This is a genomic window from Pseudomonas syringae group sp. J254-4, assembly GCF_032586855.1.
Classification (GTDB): domain Bacteria; phylum Pseudomonadota; class Gammaproteobacteria; order Pseudomonadales; family Pseudomonadaceae; genus Aquipseudomonas; species Aquipseudomonas amygdali.
Genome location: NZ_JAWHOO010000001.1, coordinates 91,292 through 109,299 on the forward strand (window position 1 = coordinate 91,292; position 18,008 = coordinate 109,299).

An 18,008-nucleotide genomic window follows, 5' to 3' on the forward strand; every position below is an offset into this window, starting at 1 on the left:
TCAGTACGCGGAGGCGTTATCGACTTTGAAGTTGTAAAGCTGACGGGCCGAGCCGTAGCGCTTGAAATCCGCGGCCTTCTCGTTGAAGCCCGCGCGATTGAGCAACTCCTGCAACTCCTGCAGATGCTCTTCGCGCATCTCCTTGGCGATGCAGTCAGAGCCCAGCGACTCGACCTTGCCTTTGACGTAGATCCGCGTTTCGTACAACGAGTCGCCCAGCGCATCGCCTGCATCGCCGCAGACCACCAGCCGACCGGCCTGGCCCATGAAGCAGCTCATGTGGCCAATGCTGCCGCCGACCACAATGTCGATGCCTTTCATGGAAATGCCACAGCGTGCCCCGGCATCGCCTTCAATCACCAGCAAACCGCCGTGCGCTGTGGCACCTGCGGCCTGCGAAGCGCTGCCCTTGACTCGGACTGCGCCGGACATCATGTTCTCGGCGCAGCCAACACCGACATTGCCGTGCACGGTAATTGAGGCTTTCTGGTTCATGCCCGCGCAGTAATAGCCGGCATGGCCCTGAATATCGATGGAGATGGCCTCGTTGACGCCGACCGCCAGGTTATGCGCGCCATCGGGATGCGTCACCAGCCATTCGCGGTCCTGCAATGCCTTGACCTGGTCGTGCAGGGCCTGATTGAGATCACGCACGGTGGCGCTGGAAAGATCGACGGTTTTCATGAGCGTGCTCCCTCGGCTGGCTCGCGTTCCCAGATGTACATGGTCGCCGGGACCGGTTCCCAGACCCTGGCGTTTTCGATCCCCGGCAGGCTGGACAGCGCCTGATATTCCGAGGCCATGGCGACGTAATCGTCGGTTTCGGCGAGAATGGCCGGTTTGCAGGCAATCGGATCGCGAATCACCGCAAAACCGTTGCGCGTGCCGATGGCGAAGGTAAAAAAGCCATCGAGGTCCTCCAGCGATTTGTCGAGCGCCTGCTTGAGGCTGTCGCCCTGTTGCAGGCGCCAGGCCAGATAACCGGCGGCCACCTCGGTGTCGTTGTCGGTCTCGAAGTGAATGCCTTCACGGCGCAGGTTCTGGCGCAGGCGAAAGTGATTGGACAGCGAGCCGTTGTGCACCAGACACAGGTCCGAACCCGTGGAAAACGGATGACTGCCTTCCATGGTCACCGCACTTTCAGTGGCCATGCGCGTGTGGCCGATGATGTGGCTGCCCTTCATGGACGCCAGACCGAAGCGCTCGGAAATCTCCCTCGGCAACCCCATGCCCTTGAGGATCTCGATACTCTGCCCGGCGCTCATGATGCGCACGGTGGGCGCCAGCTCCGCCAGCGCGGCACGCACTGGGGCTTCTTCGGCCTGAATCTTCAATACCACGGCGCTGGCGTTCTGAAACCATTCCAGTGGTGCATCCAGCCTGCTTTGCAGTGCCGCGATCAGCGCCGTGAAATCATGCTGTTCGGTGGTGGCCTGCAAGGTCAGCTTGACCCAGCCCTGCGCCACTTCATCGCCATAGATAGCGAACCCGGCACTGTCCGGTCCACGGTCGGTCATGGCTTCGAGCATCGGCTCGAACAACTTGCCGAGTTGCGACTCCAGCGCCGGGTTTTTCAGATACAAACCAACGATTCCGCACATAAGCCTCACCTTGTTCGGGAGCGGCAAGCTTTTAGCTACAAGCTGCAAGCTAGAAACCAACCGCATAGACAGAGAAATCAAATACGCCGCAATCCAGCTTCTGCTTGCCGCTTGAAGCTTGAAACTTGCAGCTGCTCCACTAAAAAAACTCTATATAACGCTTCACTTCCCAGTCGCTCACGTGGCGGCTGTACTCCACCCATTCCATGCGTTTGAGGCGGATGAACTCACCAACGATCTCGTTGCCCAGCACCTCGGCGAACAAGGGGTCGGCTTCGAGTGCATCGCAGGCTTCCTTGAGTGACTGCGGCAGGGTCTTGATGCCCCGTGCGGCGATTTCTTCCAGGCTCAATGTGTAAAGGTTCTCGTTGCAGACGTGATCGATTTCCAGTTGCCGGTCGATGCCGTCCAGCCCTGCGGCGATGATCGCGGCGCTGACCAGATACGGGTTGCAACCGGCGTCCGGCAGGCGAAACTCCAGACGGCCATAGGGCACGCGCACCATCGCCGAACGGTTGTTGGCGCCGAAGGCAATGAAGGCCGGGGCCCAGGTGGCCCCCGACAGCGAATTGCCGACCACCAGGCGTTTGTAGGAGTTGACCGTGGGTGCCGCGAAGGCACACAGCGCGGGGCCGTGAGCCAGCAGGCCAGCCGCAAAGTGATAGGCCATTTTCGACAGGCCCATGCCGCTGGGGTCGCTGGCGTCGTGGAACAGGTTCTTGCTGCTGGCACTGGCGATCGACAGGTGAAAGTGCATGCCATTGCCGGCACGCTTGGGATCAGGTTTGGGCATGAACGAGCAGATCATGCCCATGTCGTTGGCGATCTCCCCGGCGGCCATGCGGAAGAAAGTGAAGCGGTCCGCCGATTCCATGGCCTCGCTGTAGGTGTAATTGATCTCGAACTGGCCGTTGGCATCTTCATGATCGATCTGATAGATGTCGAAGCCCACCGGCTGTAGCGCCTCGGTCAAGCGCTCGAGAAACTCACGCGAACGCGACAGCCCCTTGTAGTCATAGCAAGGCTTGTCGAGGTTATCGCTGGCATCGACCATTTGCAGGCTGCCCGCAGCATCGCGCTTGAACAGGCTGAACTCGGGCTCCAGCCCGGTATTGAGGGTCCAGCCACGCTGGCTGAGGCGTTCGACCTGCTGCTGCAACACATAACGGCTGTCATAGGGCCACGGCTTGCCATCCACATGACCGATGCACACCACCCGCCCATACCCCGGCTGCCAAGGCACCGGGGTCAGCGACGACAGGTCGCCCCTGGCCATGAAGTCCGGGCCGTGGGGTTCCATGCCCATGCCGCAGATAGCGAAACCGGCGAACCCGGCACCGTCCTCTGCAACCATTTCCAGGCCCGTCACAGGAACCGACTTGGTCTTGGCCGAACCATGAATATCCACGAACTGAGCCAGCACGTACTTGATGCCGTGCTGTTCGATCAGGCGCTGTGTTTCGGGTGGCAACATGGGACGTGTCTCCTGGCATGGCAAAACGTTTCAGGGAAGGAGCGTTGTTTCACTACCTGCCGAGAATATATTCTGAACAGGAAAGTTACTTTCCCTTTAGGAATGCAAAGCGCTTGCCAGTTTGGTATGCCAGCAAATCGAAGAGACGTGGAAGGGGCAATTCAGCTGTTTCTATGGGAAACTCGTTTTCCCTCCGGGAATAATCTGCAACTGAAGCACGCGATGACAGCGGCGAAATGCACATTCCCAGTGCGAAATAAAAATTATTGAACGGAAACTGTGCGCAGCCGATGAATATGCCGACCGAACCGCATCCCAAATTGAAGCTTGAGCAGTACCTGGGTATTCAGATCAAACGCCAGCGCCAGGCTCAAGAGCTGAAGCTTGCCGACGTAGCGCGCATTGCCGGTATCAGCCAAGGCATGCTGAGCAAGATCGAGAATGCACAGGTGTCGACCAGCCTCGACAATCTCAGCCGTCTTTGCGACGTGCTGGGCATGCCCATGTCCAAGCTGTTCAGCCAGTACGATCAGCAAGGCAGCAGTGCACTGCTGGTGAAAGCCGATGAAGGGCTTGAGGTGGTGAGGCGCGGCACCGAGAAAGGCCACACCTATCACTTGCTCAACCATACCCGTGGGCCGAAGAAGAGTTTCGAGGCGTACATGGTGACGATGGACGATGCCAGCGAGGAGTTTCCGACCTTCTCACACCCCGGCACCGAGTTTCTCCACCTGCTCGAAGGTGAACTGATCTACCGCCACGGCAATCAGCTGTATCCGATGCAGGCCGGTGACAGCCTGACCTTCGACGGCGACATTCCCCACGGACCCGAGCAACTGGTGCAGGTGCCGATCAAGCTACTGTCGATCATGAACTATGGTGCGCAGGGCGATTGAGGCCAGACCGGCAGCGGCGCGCCTGCTGGCGCGCCGTGCCTACGGTGGTTACAGGTATTTCAACCAGCTGATATCGCGACGACGCGCCTTCAGCGCAGCGAACCAGCGCACCGCTGGAAACAGCAGCACCGCCAGTACCACCGAGGTCAGCCAGACGCCCCACATGTGGTCGAAACCGAAGTACTTGCCCTGATTGGTTCCCCAGATCGCTACGGCAATCAGGTACAGAATCTTCAGGACGTACAAGTGCAGCAGGTAGAAAAACATCGGTGCCGAGCCGAGCACTACCAATGGCCGCAACCAGCTTTTTTCCTGACTGCGTTCGAAGGCGATGAGAATCAGCAGACCGATCCCCAGCGTCAGACTGATGAACAGCAACGACGGTGGGTATTTGGTGATGTTGAAGAAGCTCATGACCGTTTGCACACCGGTCTCGCCAACGCTCCACGGTTTTTCACCGTAGCCGTTGATCATGCGCAGGACCACAAAGCCCGACAGCGCTCCCCCACCCCACATCCACAGGTTTGCACGTCGTTTCGCAGCATCGTAGCTGCCGGCAAACCAGGGGCCTGCGGCGTAGCCCAGCGCGATAATGCCGATCCACGGCAATAACGGGTAAGAGGTACGGAAACGCAGGTTATCGGACACTTCGATCCAGCCCCGATCATGCAGAATCGCCCACGGGATGTGCATGGCCGACTCGACGCCGAAGTGCAGTGAGTCCAGCAGGTTATGCCCGGCAATGATCACCACGCCAATGACCACCAGCGCCCAGCGCGGCAGATACACCATCAGCGACAGCGCAACCATGCTCAGGCCGATGGCCCAGATCACTTGCAGGTAGATGATGGTCGGCGGGAACTGGAAGGTCCAGGCGAAGCTCACCAAGGTGAACTCCAGGGCAATCAGGAACAGCCCGCGCTTGAGCAGAAACGCCGACACGTCAGTCTTGCCCTGATATTTCTCGCCATACAGGTACGCCGAAAGCCCGGTCAGCAGAACGAACAGCGGCGCACATAAATGCGCCAGTGTGCGGCTGAAAAATAGGGCGGGTTCGGTGCTTGCGACCTCCATCGGGTCGAGGACCTGGCGGTGCAGGAAGAAGGTTTCCCGCACGTGGTCCAGCAGCATGAAGAGAATGATCAGCCCGCGCAGAGCATCAATAGAGCGCAGCCGTGATGCTGGCGCGCGGGTTGGTTGAACAACTGCTGTCATGAAAAATCCAGATCCGTAGCCGGAAGTGCAATGAGTCGATTGTGTTCTGTGTCAGAACTCGTTCTGAAGTGCCTTGTAGCCGCGCACCAGGTCAATGTTGGTGTGCGCCACGTCTTCGGAAAATTCCGAGGCCGAAATGCTCACCGGCGGGAATTGCGAAAGATCAGTATTAGGCCCGATCCGGGTGGTGGACGGCACGTAAAAATTCTCCGGCAAATCGCGACCGTCGACCACCGAGTTGTGTCTGACCACACTGCCGTTGCCGACCTGACAGTTGAACAGCACGCTGTTGAAGCCGATGAACACGCGATCTCCGACCATGCAAGGTCCGTGCACGATGGAGCGGTGGGCAATCGAGGTGAACTCGCCGATGGTCACCGCAGCACCCGATTTGGAGTGAATCACCACGCCATCCTGAATATTGGAATTGGCACCGATGACAATCGGCTCCATGTCCCCTGTAGCGTCGACTTCGTCGGCGCGGATCACGGCATAAGGGCCGACAAACACGTTGTCCTTGATGATCACCTTGCCGCAGATGATCGCGGTTTTATCGATGTAGGCGGATTCGGCGATGACCGGCAGATGGCCGGAAGGATTTTTACGGATCACGGTATGAAGCCTCAGGACAGGTAGTTGGAAGTCTGGGCGGCCGCATCGTGCGGATGCAGGCTTTCGAAGTGACGCACACTGACGCTGGAGGCTGCATAGCGGCCTTCCAGCGCTTGCTGGACCTTGCGTGCGGCGTCTTCGACGTACATCAGGTTCTGGCCGTTGAGCCGGGCGAATGCCTGCTCGTCGGCACGTTTGACGGCGGTTTGCACCGGGGTGCCCAACGCCTGCTCGACCGCGTCGATCAGCGTCATCAGGCCCAGTTCGGTCGCCTGCTCGGCCACCCGCACCTGAACGGTAGCCACGCTGCGCTGGCTGTGCGGCGTGGCGAACGAGGCGTTCTCGCGCAGCCAGGTCGCAACCTGCATCGGGTCGACAAACGACTGCCTGCCAAAGCGTGCCGTAAAAGCGCCTTCCAGCAATTGTCGAGACAGTGCAGCCGAGCACGGGCAAGTAGACGAATAAGTGATGTCGGCTGAAACGTCGAGGCACAAACGGCCAGCGTGCCAAGTGGCGTCAAGCTTCACCGGGTAGGATTTCCAGCCGCTGAGCCCTTCGGTAATCAACGCCGGGCGACGGCACAGCAGATTGAAGCTCAGGGTGAGCCGGGCGCGGCTGGAATGGCAGTCCAGGTGGCTTTCAACCATGGCTTCCATCAGCGCAGACAACGTATCGGGGCTCAGTATCTGGTGCTCGGCAAACCTGTCGAGGAGCCGGTAGAGCCGCGACATATGGATACCCTTGACACTCGGATCGGCCAGATCGACTTGCAGATCGACATGCGCATGGACCGGGTGCCGGACGCCCGCTTCGGCCAGCCTGACAGGCACTTCGACGCCCTGCATGCCGACCCAGTCAAGTGAAACCAGGGCCGAGGAAACTTCCGTCAGGGCAACGTCTGGGAGGGGGTTGTTCATGTGCGTCAGTCGTCTCTTTGGCAAACCTCGCCTAAGGGCGAGGCCTGATGTTGGCGGTTCACGGCTATACAGCGTGCAGCCGTAAATTCGTTATACTATAACATCATGCTTACGAACTTCATCAACCAAACGCTCCCAGCCCGTTACCGCGCACCGCCGACGCCATCTGCGTGTCAGGTCTTTGCCAGTTCCTCGATCAGAAAATCCCTGAAGGCCGCAACCGCTGCGGGCAAGTTGCGCCCGGCCATGCTTTGCAGTTCGATACGGCGCGCCTTCATGCCTTCGTCGCTGATCGGCAGCGACTTGAGCTGTTTTTCGTGGGCGCGCTTGTCCAGCGTCATCTCGCTGGACAGGCTGATACCGCCCTCCTCACGCACGAACCGCAACAGCGCGCCAATGTAATTGCTGGTCAGCACCGGATCGAACAGCAGGCCCTGCACCCCGCAGCAGATGTCGAACAACTGGCGCAAGGTCGTATCGGTATTGGTCAGGGCGATGGCATAGGGTTGCAGCTCGGCCAGCGAGACTTCTGTGCGTGAGGCCAGCGGATGGTTATGACTGACCACCGCGCAGATCGCGCCGCTGTGAATGTGCTCGACCTTGATTTCGTTCTGCGGTGTCAGGCTGAAGGTCAGACACAGGTCCGCATCCCCGGAGCGCACCCGCTCTGTGGCCTGGGCCGGCGCGCAGACTTCCATCGAGAAATGGATGCCCTGATACAGCCGCCGGAACCGCGCAATGCACCGTGGCAGGAAATCCAGGGCAAAGCCCTCCGAGCAGGCAATTCGCACATGCCCACGCTGCAAGCCTTGCAGCTCGGTGATTTCCAGCACCACCTGCTCGGCTTCCAGTTGTGATTTGCGCGCATAGGCTGCCAGACGGATACCCGCCTCGCTGAGCATCATGCCGCGTGCCTGGCGCTCGAACAGCACGGCATCCAGCTCGCGCTCCAGCTTGCTGATCTGCCGACTGACTGCCGAGGACGCGACATTCAGCCGGATCGACGCCTCGCTGATTGACCCGCAACGCGCCACTTCGAGGAAGTAGCGCAACGCAGTGGACTGTACGCCGTAGAGTTGCATTGCGGCTCCTGCGTTGCCTTTTCGGCAATGAAAGGTTCGAAATATTGTGCTTGTGGCATTGATACGCTTTGCCTAGAGTCATGTCGAGGCGCAACATCAAAACAACCCAATCAAAAGAACACTGCAGCCTCGCTTCTCCCCTCTTCTCGCATTTGCGACCCCACTGCCCTTTGATACATCCACTTTGCCTATTGGAGACGACGGCATGGGAATCAAGGGTTTCGCTCGCAGCATCGCGCTATTGAGCCTGTTCAGCAGTTTTTCCGCCTTGGCTGGCAAGGCCGACGACACACTGGTCTACGCCTCCGACAGCGAACCGGAGAACATCAGCCCCTATCACAACGACCTGCGCGAGGGCGTGATTCTCGGTCGCCTGATCTGGGACAACCTGGTCTATCGCAACCCCGACAACGGCGAGTACCAACCCATGCTCGCCACCAGCTGGAAGCAGGTCGACGACACCACCATCGATTTCCAGCTGCGCGAGGGCGTGAAGTTTCACAACGGCGATCCGTTTACCGCAGATGACGTGGTATTCACCCTCAATTACGTGGTATCGCCCGAATCCAAGGTGGTCACCGTACAAAACGTCGACTGGATCAAGAGTGCCGAAAAACTGAGTGACTACAGCGTGCGCCTGCACCTGAAAAAGCCTTTCCCGCCTGCGCTGGAATACCTTTCCAACGCTGTGCCGATGTTCCCGAAAAAGTATTTCGAAGAGGTCGGGATGGCAGGCTTCAGCCGTAAACCAATTGGCACGGGGCCTTACAAGGTGACGGCCATTGCTACCGGTGAAGGCGTGAAGATGGACAAGAACCCGGATTACTTTCAGGGCAGCCCACAGGGCCAGCCGAAGATCGCTCACATCAATTTTCGCGTGATTGCCGATGCTGAAACACGTCTGGCCGAGCTGATGACCGGTGGCATCGACTGGACCTGGCGCGTAGCGCCGGATCAGGCCGAAAACCTCAAAGCCATGCCCAACCTGGTGGTCACCAGCGGCGCGACCATGCGTATCGGCTTTCTGATTCTGGATGCGCGCGGCACCTCCAGCGCCGACTCGCCAATGAAGCACCTGAAAGTACGCCAGGCAATCAACTATGCGATCAACCGTGACGGTCTGGCCTCGCAACTGGTCGGTGGCGAAAGCAAACCATTGCAGGTCGCCTGCTACCCCGGTCAGTTCGGTTGCGACACCACGGCAGCCACGGTCTACAACTATGACCCGGCCAAGGCCAAGGCGCTGCTTGCCGAAGCGGGTTACCCGAACGGCTTTGAAACCGAAATATTCGCCTACCGCGACCGCGACTACGTTGAAGCCATCATCGGCAACCTGCGTGCAGTCGGCATCAACGCCAAGCTGCGCTACCTCAAGTACGCAGCCCTGCGTGACCAGCAGCGTGGCGGCAAGGTGCCAATGTCTTTTCAGGCCTGGGGTTCGTTCTCGATTCTCGATACCTCGGCCTCGGCCGGCACCTGGTTCAAGGGCAACCCGGACGACAACATCAAGGACCCGCAAGTCCAGGGCTGGCTGCAGACCGCCGACAATGCACTGGACCCGCAGGTGCGCAAGGACAATTACCGCAAGGCGTTGCAGCGCATCAGCGAGCAGGCCTACTGGGCGCCGCTGTTCAACTACTCGATGAACTACGCCTACGTCTCGGACCTGAACTTCAAGCCGTATCCGGACGAGCTGCCGCGCTTCGTGCTGTCGAGCTGGAAATAGGCCGTTGGTGAAGTCAATTGGCGAGACCGGCTGTGAGGTGCGTGATGCGCCTTGCAGCATCGGCAGCCAGCCCGTCATTCCCTGAACACAAGGTCACTTGCCATGTTCGGATTTCTCTTGCGCCGCCTGGGCATTGCCCTGTGCGTAGCGATCACCGTGTCGGTGATCAGCTTTTCCCTGCTGCACCTGTCCGGCGACCTGGCCACCGCCATCGGCGGGCCGGAAGCCAGCAGCGAGCAGATCGAACAGATCCGTGTGCAATACGGCCTCAACAAACCATTGGTTACGCAGTATTTCGAATGGTTGGCCGACGTGGTACGCCTGGATCTGGGTGACTCGTTCTTCTTTCAGGAATCGGTCTACAACCTGATCGCCTCGCGCCTGTCGATCACCCTCGGGCTGGGGGCAATGGCCCTGAGCATTGCGCTGCTGATTGCCATTCCGTTGGGCGTGCTGGCCGCCGTGAAGCGCGACACATGGATTGATCGCCTGGCGCTGAGCATCGCGGTACTGGGTCAGGCGATGCCGAGTTTCTGGTTCGCACTGATGCTGATCGTGGTGTTCTCGGTCACCCTGAAATGGCTGCCGGTATCGGGCAACTCGACTTGGGCGCACTTCGTCATGCCCGCCATCGCGCTGGGTTATTACGCCACACCGGCGATCATGCGCCTGACCCGCGCCGGCATGCTCGACGTGCTCAATTCCGATTACATCCGCACCGCGCGTGCCAAGGGCCTGCGCCCCGCCACCGTGCTGTTCAAGCATGCGTTGCGCAACGCGTTGATCCCGGTGGTGGCGCTCGCCGCCGTGGAGTTCGGTTTCATGCTTGGCGGCTCGGTGGTCATTGAAACGGTCTTCTCGCTGCAAGGCATCGGCCAACTGGCCTGGGATGCGATTGCCCGCGACGACTTTCCGGTGGTGCAGGCGGTCGTGCTGTTGATCGCGGTGATCTACATCGTCCTCACCCTGCTGGCCGACGTGCTCAACGCATTGCTCGACCCGCGCATTCGCGTGAAATAGGAGGCCCCATGAGCACAACCACCTCATCGCCGCTGCTGATCAACGATTACCAGCCACCGGCGCGCAGTGTCTGGCGCACGTTGCGCAGCAGCTTCGCGCACCGCGGCTTCGCCATCGGCGCGGTACTGCTGTTGATCATTCTGTTCGGCGCACTGTTCGCCCCCTGGCTGGCCCCCTACGACCCTTACACGCAGGATGTGATGCTGCGCATGAAACCACCGGTATGGATGGCCAACGGCACCTGGGACTATGTGCTGGGCACCGACAAACTGGGCCGCGATTACTTGTCACGCCTGCTGTACGGCGCACGCATCTCGCTATTCATCGGTTTCTCGGCGGCGCTCATCTCTGGCGTCATCGGCACCATCATGGGCCTGCTGGCCGGCTACTTCGGCGGCAAGACCGACGCTGTGATCAGCTACCTGATCACCACGCGCCTGGCAATGCCAGTGGTGATGATCGCACTGGCCTCCGCATCGCTGATCGGTGGCTCGCTGAAAGTGGTGATCGTGCTGCTTGGCTGCCTGCTCTGGGACCGCTTTGCCGTGGTGGTGCGCGCTGCCGTGCAGCAGATTCGCGACGCCGAATACGTGGCCTCGGCCCAGGCGCTGGGCTGTTCGACGCTGCGCATTCTGGCCAGCGAAATTCTGCCTAATCTGGTCGGCGCACTGATCGTTGTCGCTACCCTGGAAATGGCTCACGCGATCCTCCTCGAGTCGGCACTGTCGTTTCTCGGGGTCGGCGTGCAGCCACCGATTCCGTCCTGGGGCCTGATGATCGCCGAGGGCAAACCGTACATGTTCTTTTCCCCTTGGGTTATCGCGATTCCCGGCGTCGCCCTGATGGTGCTGGTGCTGGGCATCAATCTGGTCGGTGACGGCCTGCGCGACCTGATCCTGCCCGACGGGCGCAACTGACAGAGGAGATACGCACATGGCCCTGTTAAAGGTTGAAAACCTGCGTGTCGAGATTCCTCTCGGCCAAGACACGCTCCACGCAGTGCGCGGCCTGGACTTTCAAGTCGAGCGCGGCGAAATGCTGTGCATCGTCGGCGAGTCCGGCTGCGGCAAATCCCTGACCTCGCTGGCGCTGATGGACCTGCTACCGCGCAAGGCCCGGCGTACCGCAACGACGCTGAGCCTGGACGGCATCGATATGCTGACCCAGAGCGAACGGCAGATGTGCGACCTGCGTGGCAACCGTCTGGCGATGATTTTCCAGGAGCCCATGACCTCGCTGAACCCGGCCTACAGCATTGGCGATCAGCTCAGCGAAGTGCTCACCCGACACCGCAAGGTATCGCGCAAGGAAGCGCTGCAACGTGCGGCGCAAATGCTTGAAAAAGTCGGGATCAGCAACGCTGGCGAGCGCCTGCGTCAGTACCCGCATCAATTGTCGGGCGGCCTGCGCCAGCGGGTAATCATCGCCATGGCCCTGATGTGCGAACCGGACGTGATCATCGCCGACGAGCCGACCACTGCGCTGGACGTGACCATTCAGGCACAGATCCTGCGCCTGATCCGCGACATCCAGAAGGAGCTGGGGCTGGCCGTGATCTTCATTACCCACGACCTGGGGCTGGTGGCGCGTATTGCCGACCGGGTCGCGGTGATGTACGCCGGGCAGATCGTCGAAACCGCCCCGGCCGTCGAGTTGTTCGAGAACCCGCAACATCCTTACACCCGTGGCCTGCTGGCGAGCATACCGATCCCAGGACGCACTCAGCCAGGCCAGCCGCTGGGGTCGATTCCGGGGCTGGTGCCCAGCCTGGTGGGCGAGCAACACGGCTGCGCATTTCGCAATCGCTGCCCGCAAGCAATCGCAGCGTGTGCTGATGATGTCCCTCAGGTTCACAGCCACGACCACATGACCCGCTGCCTGTTTGCTTCAACGGGCGTAGAAACTGTATTGCACCGTGAGGGCATGACGTCATGAACAATCAGGCCCTTAACACGAGTGTCAAAAAAGACATTGCTCTGGAGCTGTGCGACATCCGTCGCGAATTCAGCATCAGCCGTGGATTCTTCAAACCCAATGCCACTTTGAAAGCCGTCGACGGAGTGTCACTGCGCTTGATGCGCGGCGAAACCCTCGGGCTGGTCGGCGAATCGGGATGCGGCAAGAGCACCCTGGCCAAGATGCTGCTGGGCCTGCTCGCGCCCAGCAGCGGCGATGTACTGGTCAACGGCAAACACCTCGCCGGAACCGACCGCAAGGAGATGGCACGGCGCATCCAGCCGATCTTTCAGGACCCTTACTCGTCGCTCAACCCGCGCAAGACCCTGCGCGAAATCGTCACTCTGCCGCTGGTCGTGCATGGCATTGGCACCCCGGCCGAACGTTGCCAGCGTGCCGAGGCGATGATGGACGTGGTCGGTCTGCCCAAGCGCGTGATCGACAGTTACCCGAGCCAGCTTTCCGGTGGCCAGCGCCAGCGGGTAGCGATTGCGAGGGCCCTGGTGATGCGCCCGGATGTATTGATCTGCGACGAGCCGACTTCGGCGCTGGACGTTTCAGTGCAGGCACAGATTCTTAATCTGCTACAGGACCTGAAACAGGAATTCGGCCTGACGTACCTGCTGATCAGCCACAACCTGGCCGTTATCGAACACCTCGCCGACCGCGTCGCGGTGATGTACCTGGGGCGGATTGTCGAAGAGCGCAGCCGCGAATCGCTGTTCGCCAGACCCGGTCATCCCTACACCAAGGCGTTGCTGGACTCGGTACTGACCCCTGATCCGCATCTGGGCATTCCCGATCTGGGTTTGCACGGGGCCTTCCCCAACCCCATGTCGCCGCCGTCCGGCTGCGCCTTTCACCCGCGCTGCCCGGCCTGCATGGCGGTGTGCAAGGAGAAGTCTCCGGTGATTGGCCGCATGGAAGGCGGAACCGTGCGCTGCCACTTGCGCGACACCTCGAAAACCCTGGAGCTGATGCCCTCATGAGTAGCCGTTCGCACGCCATCGAAAACGTCACTGAACAGTTCGACAACGGCGCATTTTTCGCCCTGCTTGGCGAAAGCGTCGCCTATCCGACCCAGAGCCAGGAGGCCGAGAGCCTGCCGGAGCTTTATCGCTATCTGCACGAGTTCATCACACCGCATGTCGAGCGTCTGGGTTTCAGCGTCGCGGTGCACGACAACCCGGTCGCCGGGCGTGGCCCCCTTATGATCGCGACCCGTATCGAAGACCCGGCCCTGCCGACCCTGCTCAGTTATGGTCATGGCGATGTGGTTCGCGGTTATGACGCGCAGTGGCAACCGGGCTTGTCGCCGTGGCAGGTCATCGAACGTGGCGAACGCTGGTACGGACGTGGCACTGCGGACAACAAGGGCCAGCACCTGATCAACCTGACCGCTCTGGAGCAGACCCTCAAGGCACGCGACGGCAAGCTGGGTTTCAACGTCAAACTGCTGCTGGAAATGGGCGAAGAAGACGGCTCGCCGGGCCTTAGCGCGTTCTGCCAGGCCCACGCAGAAGCACTCGCCGCGGATATTTTCATCGCCTCCGACGGCCCACGCCTGGCAGCGGCGCGCCCTACCCTGTTTCTTGGCTCGCGCGGCGTGTTCAATTTCGAACTGACGGTGAACCTGCGTGAAGGCGCGCACCATTCCGGCAACTGGGGCGGGCTGCTGGCCAACCCTGGCATCATTCTGGCCAACGCAATTGCCAGCATGGTCGATGCGCACGGCCGGGTGAACGTCGCGGGGCTCATGCCCACCGCCATTCCCGAAGCGGTCAAAACTGCGCTGGCGGATATCGAGGTCGGCGGCGGCCCCGGCGACCCGGACATCGACGCTGACTGGGGCGAGCCGGCGCTGTCGCTCAGCGAAAAAGTCTTCGGTTGGAACACCCTCGACGTTCTCGCTTTCAAGACCGGCAACCCGGACGCCCCGGTACACGCCATTCCCGGTAAAGCGCACGCGTTATGCCACATTCGCTTTGTGGTCGACAGCGATTACAACGCGTTCATTCCCGCCGTGCGTGCGCACCTGGATGCGCACGGTTTCACCCAGGTCGAAGTCCGTCAGACGCGCATGGACGTGATGCATGCCACGCGCCTGTCACCCGACAGCCCGTGGGTCGGTTGGGCACTGGAATCGCTGGCCGCCACCACCGGCAAGAAGCCGGCACTGCTGCCCAACCTGGGCGGCTCGCTGCCCAATGACGTGTTCGCTGAAGTGCTGGGCCTGCCGACTGTCTGGGTGCCACACTCGTATCCAGCGTGCTCGCAACATGCCCCCGACGAGCATTTGCTGGCACCGGTGGTAAAAGAAAGTCTGCAAATCATGGCCGGACTGTTCTGGGACCTGGGAACGGACGGCACACGGCTGACCCGCGAGCATCGGGCACAGGAGCTGAGTGAATGAATGAGGCACAACGGCAGGCCAGCGACTGGCTGAACGGGCAGTACGAGGCGATGGAGGCGCTGTTGCAGAGCCTGGTCGATACCGACTCCAACAGTTACGACAAGGCCGGAGTCGATGCGGTCGGCGAACTGCTCGCCGCGCAATTGCAGGCCGACGGGATCAGCGTCGAACGTATCCCGGTTGAGGGTTTCGGCGATGTGCTGCTGGCTGAGTTGCCCGGCGGACCCGGCAAGCCGGTGCTGCTGCTCGGCCATCGCGACACGGTATTTCCCAAAGGCACCACGTCCGCTCGCGGTTATACCAAAGATGCTGAACTGGCCTATGGCCCTGGCGTGGCCGACATGAAAGGCGGACTGGTGCTGAACTGCTTTGCGCTGAAAGCGTTGAAGCGCATCGGCCCGCTGCCATTTCCGGTACAGATCCTCTATACCGGCGACGAAGAAATCGGCTCCGCCAGCGCTCGTGTTCACATCGAAGAGTACGCACGCCAGGCTCGCGCGGTGCTCAACCCGGAACCGGGACGCGCCAGCGGCAATGTGGTCAGTGCCCGCAAAGGCGGCGCCACGCTGATCATTGAAGTCAGCGGCCGTGCGGCGCATTCCGGGGTCAATCACACCGACGGTGCCAGCGCGATTGAGGCGCTGGCGCACAAGGTGATCAAGCTGCATGCGTTGACCGACTATGCAGCGGGCATTACCACCAACGTCGGCTTGATCTCGGGCGGCACCTCCAGCAACACCGTTGCACCCAGCGCCACGGCGAAGCTCGATGTGCGCTTTGTCGAACTGCGCCAATGGGATGAAATTCTCGCCGCCGTCCAGACCATCGTCGCCGAAGAGGAGCTGCCCGGCACATCGGCCAGACTGCTGGAAGCCACGACCTTCCTGCCCATGGAAGCCCGGCACAGCACTGAACTGCTGAGTATCTATCAGGGGCTTGCGCAGGAACTGGGTTTCAGCGTGGAAGGTGAGTTCACCGGCGGCTGCGCCGACTCTGGCTTCACCGCCAGCCTGGGCATCCCCACGCTATGCGGCCTCGGCCCGGTCGGCGGCAAGGTACACACCGACCGTGAGTATCTGGAGCTTGATACCCTGGTGCCCAGAGGCCAGGCGCTGGTGGCAACGATACTGGCGCTGGGGGATGTTTGAAGAGACTGCCCACGTGCTGTGCCCGACCTGGAAAAAGAGGCGCGACGCAGATGTGTGACGCAGAGCGTCACGAAATGCATTCCCACGCGGTGAACGATTACATTCGGGAGAACACTCCATGCAAAACCCATCCGGGCTGCTCGGCAAATCCGCCACCGAACTGCGTGCGCTGATCGGCAACAAACAGATCTCGCCAGTGGAATTGCTCGACGCCTGCATCGAGCGGATTGAAACCCTCAATCCGAAAATCAATGCGTTCGCCGCCACCTGTTTCAAGCGCGCCCGCGACGAAGCACTGCTGGCCGAACATGCAGTCCTGCAAGGCAAACCGCTGGGGCTGCTGCATGGTCTGCCAATCGGCATCAAGGACCTGGAAGAAACCGCCGGAGTACTCACCACTTACGGCTCACAACTGTTCCGCGACAACATTCCAGCGCAGGACAACCTGTTCGTCGCGCGCCTGCGTGCTGCCGGGGCAATCGTCGTCGGCAAGACCAATGTCCCGGAGCTCGGTGCCGGAGCCAACACCCGCAACGTCGTCTGGGGCGCGACCGGCAACCCGTTCAATCCGGAACTCAACGCAGGCGGTTCCTCGGGCGGTTCAGCCGCCGCATTGGCTGTAGACATGGTGCCGCTGTGCAGCGGTTCAGATACCGGTGGTTCGTTGCGCATTCCCGCAGCACTGTGCGGCATCGTCGGCCTGCGACCTTCACCCGGCTTGGTACCGAGCGAACGCAAAAAACTCGGCTGGACGCCGATTTCCGTTGTTGGCCCGATGGGTCGCAATGTCGCCGACACGCTGTTGCAACTGCGCGCCAGCGCCGGGCTGGGGCAGTCCGATCCGTTGAGTTATGCCATTGCCGATGACGCGTTTGCAACACGCACCGTCGACCTCAGCCAACTGCGGGTCGGCTATAGCGAAGACTTCGGCGCGTGCGCAGTCGATGACACAATCCGTGCCGTCTTCCGGGAAAAAATCAACGCACTGAAGCCGCTCTTCAAATCCTGCGAAGCCATCGACCTGAACCTGGGCAGCGCCCATCGCACCTTCGATGTGCTGCGTGCCGAAGCCTTCGTTGCCGGGTTGCAGGACGCCCATGACCGCGACCCCGATGCGCTGGGACCCAACACCCGCGCCAACTTTGAGATGGGTGCCGCCATGTCGCTGCAGGACTGCGTAAAGGCACATGGCGAGCAGAGCCGGCTCTTCCGCGGTTTCCAGAAGCAATTCGAACACTACGACCTGATCCTCGCGCCGACCACGCCAGTCTCGCCCTTCCCGTGGAGCGAACTGTACCTGCGCGAAGTCAACGGTGTGCCACTGGACAATTACTATCGCTGGCTGGCGCTGTGCTACACCATCACCCTGACCACCAACCCGGCACTGTCCCTGCCCTGCGGCACCGACCACAACGGCATGCCGTTCGGGCTACAGATGATCGGCGGGTTCCGCGGCGACGCAAAACTGCTCGCCTGCGCAGCGGCGCTCGAGCAGGCAACACTGAATGATCCACGCCTGTCACGTCCGCGTCCCGACCTGCAGAAACTGCTGGCCTCGGCGGTCGACCTGACGCATATCGTCACGCATCCACCGGTTTACGGCGGGTCGAGAACGGGCAAGCCGGAGATTGGTGCGATGTAGTTGGGGATGTGTGAAGGAGCAAGACCAATACCAGGCGTTCAAAAAACGTGCCGCACTTCACTTTTTAGCGATCAACCAAAAAAACTTTCAAACCACAGCGGTGAGGAAAAGCGCCGGGAATTCAATGCGTCACCTAGCTATCACAGTCGTGAACACCCAACTGCTATCTCATTGACATCATTGCGATCGTCGCACAAATGAGAAAAATGGCAGTATCTGAGATCGAATTGGCATGCCAGACGATCAGGCAAAGGTTACCTTTAGCGCAGGCTGTAGTCCGATGACTCAAGGATCGAGAATCGGAAT

General features: G+C 60.6%; 16 protein-coding genes. 9 read left to right on the forward strand and 7 right to left on the reverse strand.

Going from position 1 to position 18,008, the window contains the following annotated elements; all coding sequences use genetic code 11:
• The 3 genes from RYB09_RS00390 to glnT all read right to left on the reverse strand — a co-directional run bounded on the left by RYB09_RS00390 (position 1) and on the right by glnT (position 3,075).
• Positions 1 to 684 carry a protein glxC gene (locus RYB09_RS00390; RefSeq protein WP_058400284.1) on the reverse strand — a complete coding sequence of 228 codons (684 nt, stop codon included), beginning with the start codon at positions 682 to 684 and terminating at the stop codon, positions 1 to 3.
• A complete protein-coding gene (locus RYB09_RS00395) occupies positions 681 to 1,601 on the reverse strand; it encodes a class II glutamine amidotransferase (protein ID WP_058400283.1) in 921 nt (306 codons plus the stop codon). Before RYB09_RS00395 ends, RYB09_RS00390 begins: the two co-directional genes overlap by 4 nt.
• A gap of 139 nt (positions 1,602 to 1,740) precedes the next feature.
• Complete coding sequence (glnT, locus tag RYB09_RS00400) at positions 1,741 to 3,075, reverse strand: type III glutamate--ammonia ligase (protein WP_002553848.1); 1,335 nt, start codon at positions 3,073 to 3,075, stop codon at positions 1,741 to 1,743.
• A gap of 290 nt (positions 3,076 to 3,365) precedes the next feature.
• Here glnT and RYB09_RS00405 point away from each other — a divergent pair, with 290 nt between their 5' ends.
• Positions 3,366 to 3,971 carry a helix-turn-helix domain-containing protein gene (locus RYB09_RS00405; protein ID WP_004665568.1) on the forward strand — a complete coding sequence of 202 codons (606 nt, stop codon included), beginning with the start codon at positions 3,366 to 3,368 and terminating at the stop codon, positions 3,969 to 3,971.
• A gap of 48 nt (positions 3,972 to 4,019) precedes the next feature.
• On the opposite strand, the gene RYB09_RS00410 is transcribed toward RYB09_RS00405, so the two are convergent.
• From RYB09_RS00410 to RYB09_RS00425, 4 genes are all read right to left on the reverse strand, one after another.
• A complete protein-coding gene (locus tag RYB09_RS00410) occupies positions 4,020 to 5,186 on the reverse strand; it encodes a DUF1624 domain-containing protein (RefSeq protein WP_316887103.1) in 1,167 nt (388 codons plus the stop codon).
• 51 nt (positions 5,187 to 5,237) lie between these two features.
• On the reverse strand, positions 5,238 to 5,798 hold the full coding sequence (locus RYB09_RS00415; RefSeq protein ID WP_005733507.1) for a carbonate dehydratase: 561 nt from the start codon (positions 5,796 to 5,798) through the stop codon (positions 5,238 to 5,240).
• Between the two features lie 11 nt (positions 5,799 to 5,809).
• Positions 5,810 to 6,715 carry a GTP cyclohydrolase FolE2 gene (gene folE2, locus RYB09_RS00420; protein WP_316887104.1) on the reverse strand — a complete coding sequence of 302 codons (906 nt, stop codon included), beginning with the start codon at positions 6,713 to 6,715 and terminating at the stop codon, positions 5,810 to 5,812.
• Between the two features lie 173 nt (positions 6,716 to 6,888).
• Positions 6,889 to 7,797 (reverse strand): LysR substrate-binding domain-containing protein, encoded by a 909-nt coding sequence (locus RYB09_RS00425; protein WP_316887105.1) that lies wholly within the window; start codon positions 7,795 to 7,797, stop codon positions 6,889 to 6,891.
• A 205-nt stretch (positions 7,798 to 8,002) separates the two neighbouring features.
• Here RYB09_RS00425 and RYB09_RS00430 point away from each other — a divergent pair, with 205 nt between their 5' ends.
• From RYB09_RS00430 to RYB09_RS00465, 8 genes are all read left to right on the forward strand, one after another.
• A complete protein-coding gene (locus RYB09_RS00430) occupies positions 8,003 to 9,523 on the forward strand; it encodes an ABC transporter substrate-binding protein (RefSeq protein ID WP_054070851.1) in 1,521 nt (506 codons plus the stop codon).
• 102 nt (positions 9,524 to 9,625) lie between these two features.
• On the forward strand, positions 9,626 to 10,543 hold the full coding sequence (locus RYB09_RS00435) for an ABC transporter permease (RefSeq protein ID WP_003348343.1): 918 nt from the start codon (positions 9,626 to 9,628) through the stop codon (positions 10,541 to 10,543).
• Between the two features lie 8 nt (positions 10,544 to 10,551).
• Positions 10,552 to 11,460 (forward strand): ABC transporter permease, encoded by a 909-nt coding sequence (locus tag RYB09_RS00440; protein WP_122281728.1) that lies wholly within the window; start codon positions 10,552 to 10,554, stop codon positions 11,458 to 11,460.
• A 16-nt stretch (positions 11,461 to 11,476) separates the two neighbouring features.
• A complete protein-coding gene (locus tag RYB09_RS00445; protein WP_122281727.1) occupies positions 11,477 to 12,478 on the forward strand; it encodes an ABC transporter ATP-binding protein in 1,002 nt (333 codons plus the stop codon).
• Positions 12,475 to 13,488 (forward strand): ABC transporter ATP-binding protein, encoded by a 1,014-nt coding sequence (locus RYB09_RS00450; protein WP_122281726.1) that lies wholly within the window; start codon positions 12,475 to 12,477, stop codon positions 13,486 to 13,488. Before RYB09_RS00445 ends, RYB09_RS00450 begins: the two co-directional genes overlap by 4 nt.
• Positions 13,485 to 14,912: a M20 family metallopeptidase gene (locus RYB09_RS00455; protein ID WP_316887106.1), complete on the forward strand. Its 1,428-nt coding sequence runs from the start codon at positions 13,485 to 13,487 to the stop codon at positions 14,910 to 14,912. The genes RYB09_RS00450 and RYB09_RS00455 overlap by 4 nt, the downstream gene beginning before the upstream one ends.
• Positions 14,909 to 16,060, forward strand: coding sequence for a M20 family metallopeptidase (locus tag RYB09_RS00460; protein WP_122258620.1), 1,152 nt, complete (start codon positions 14,909 to 14,911; stop codon positions 16,058 to 16,060). Before RYB09_RS00455 ends, RYB09_RS00460 begins: the two co-directional genes overlap by 4 nt.
• Positions 16,061 to 16,178: 118 nt before the next feature.
• Positions 16,179 to 17,702 carry an amidase gene (locus tag RYB09_RS00465; RefSeq protein WP_316887107.1) on the forward strand — a complete coding sequence of 508 codons (1,524 nt, stop codon included), beginning with the start codon at positions 16,179 to 16,181 and terminating at the stop codon, positions 17,700 to 17,702.
• The last annotated feature ends 306 nt before the right edge of the window (positions 17,703 to 18,008 follow it).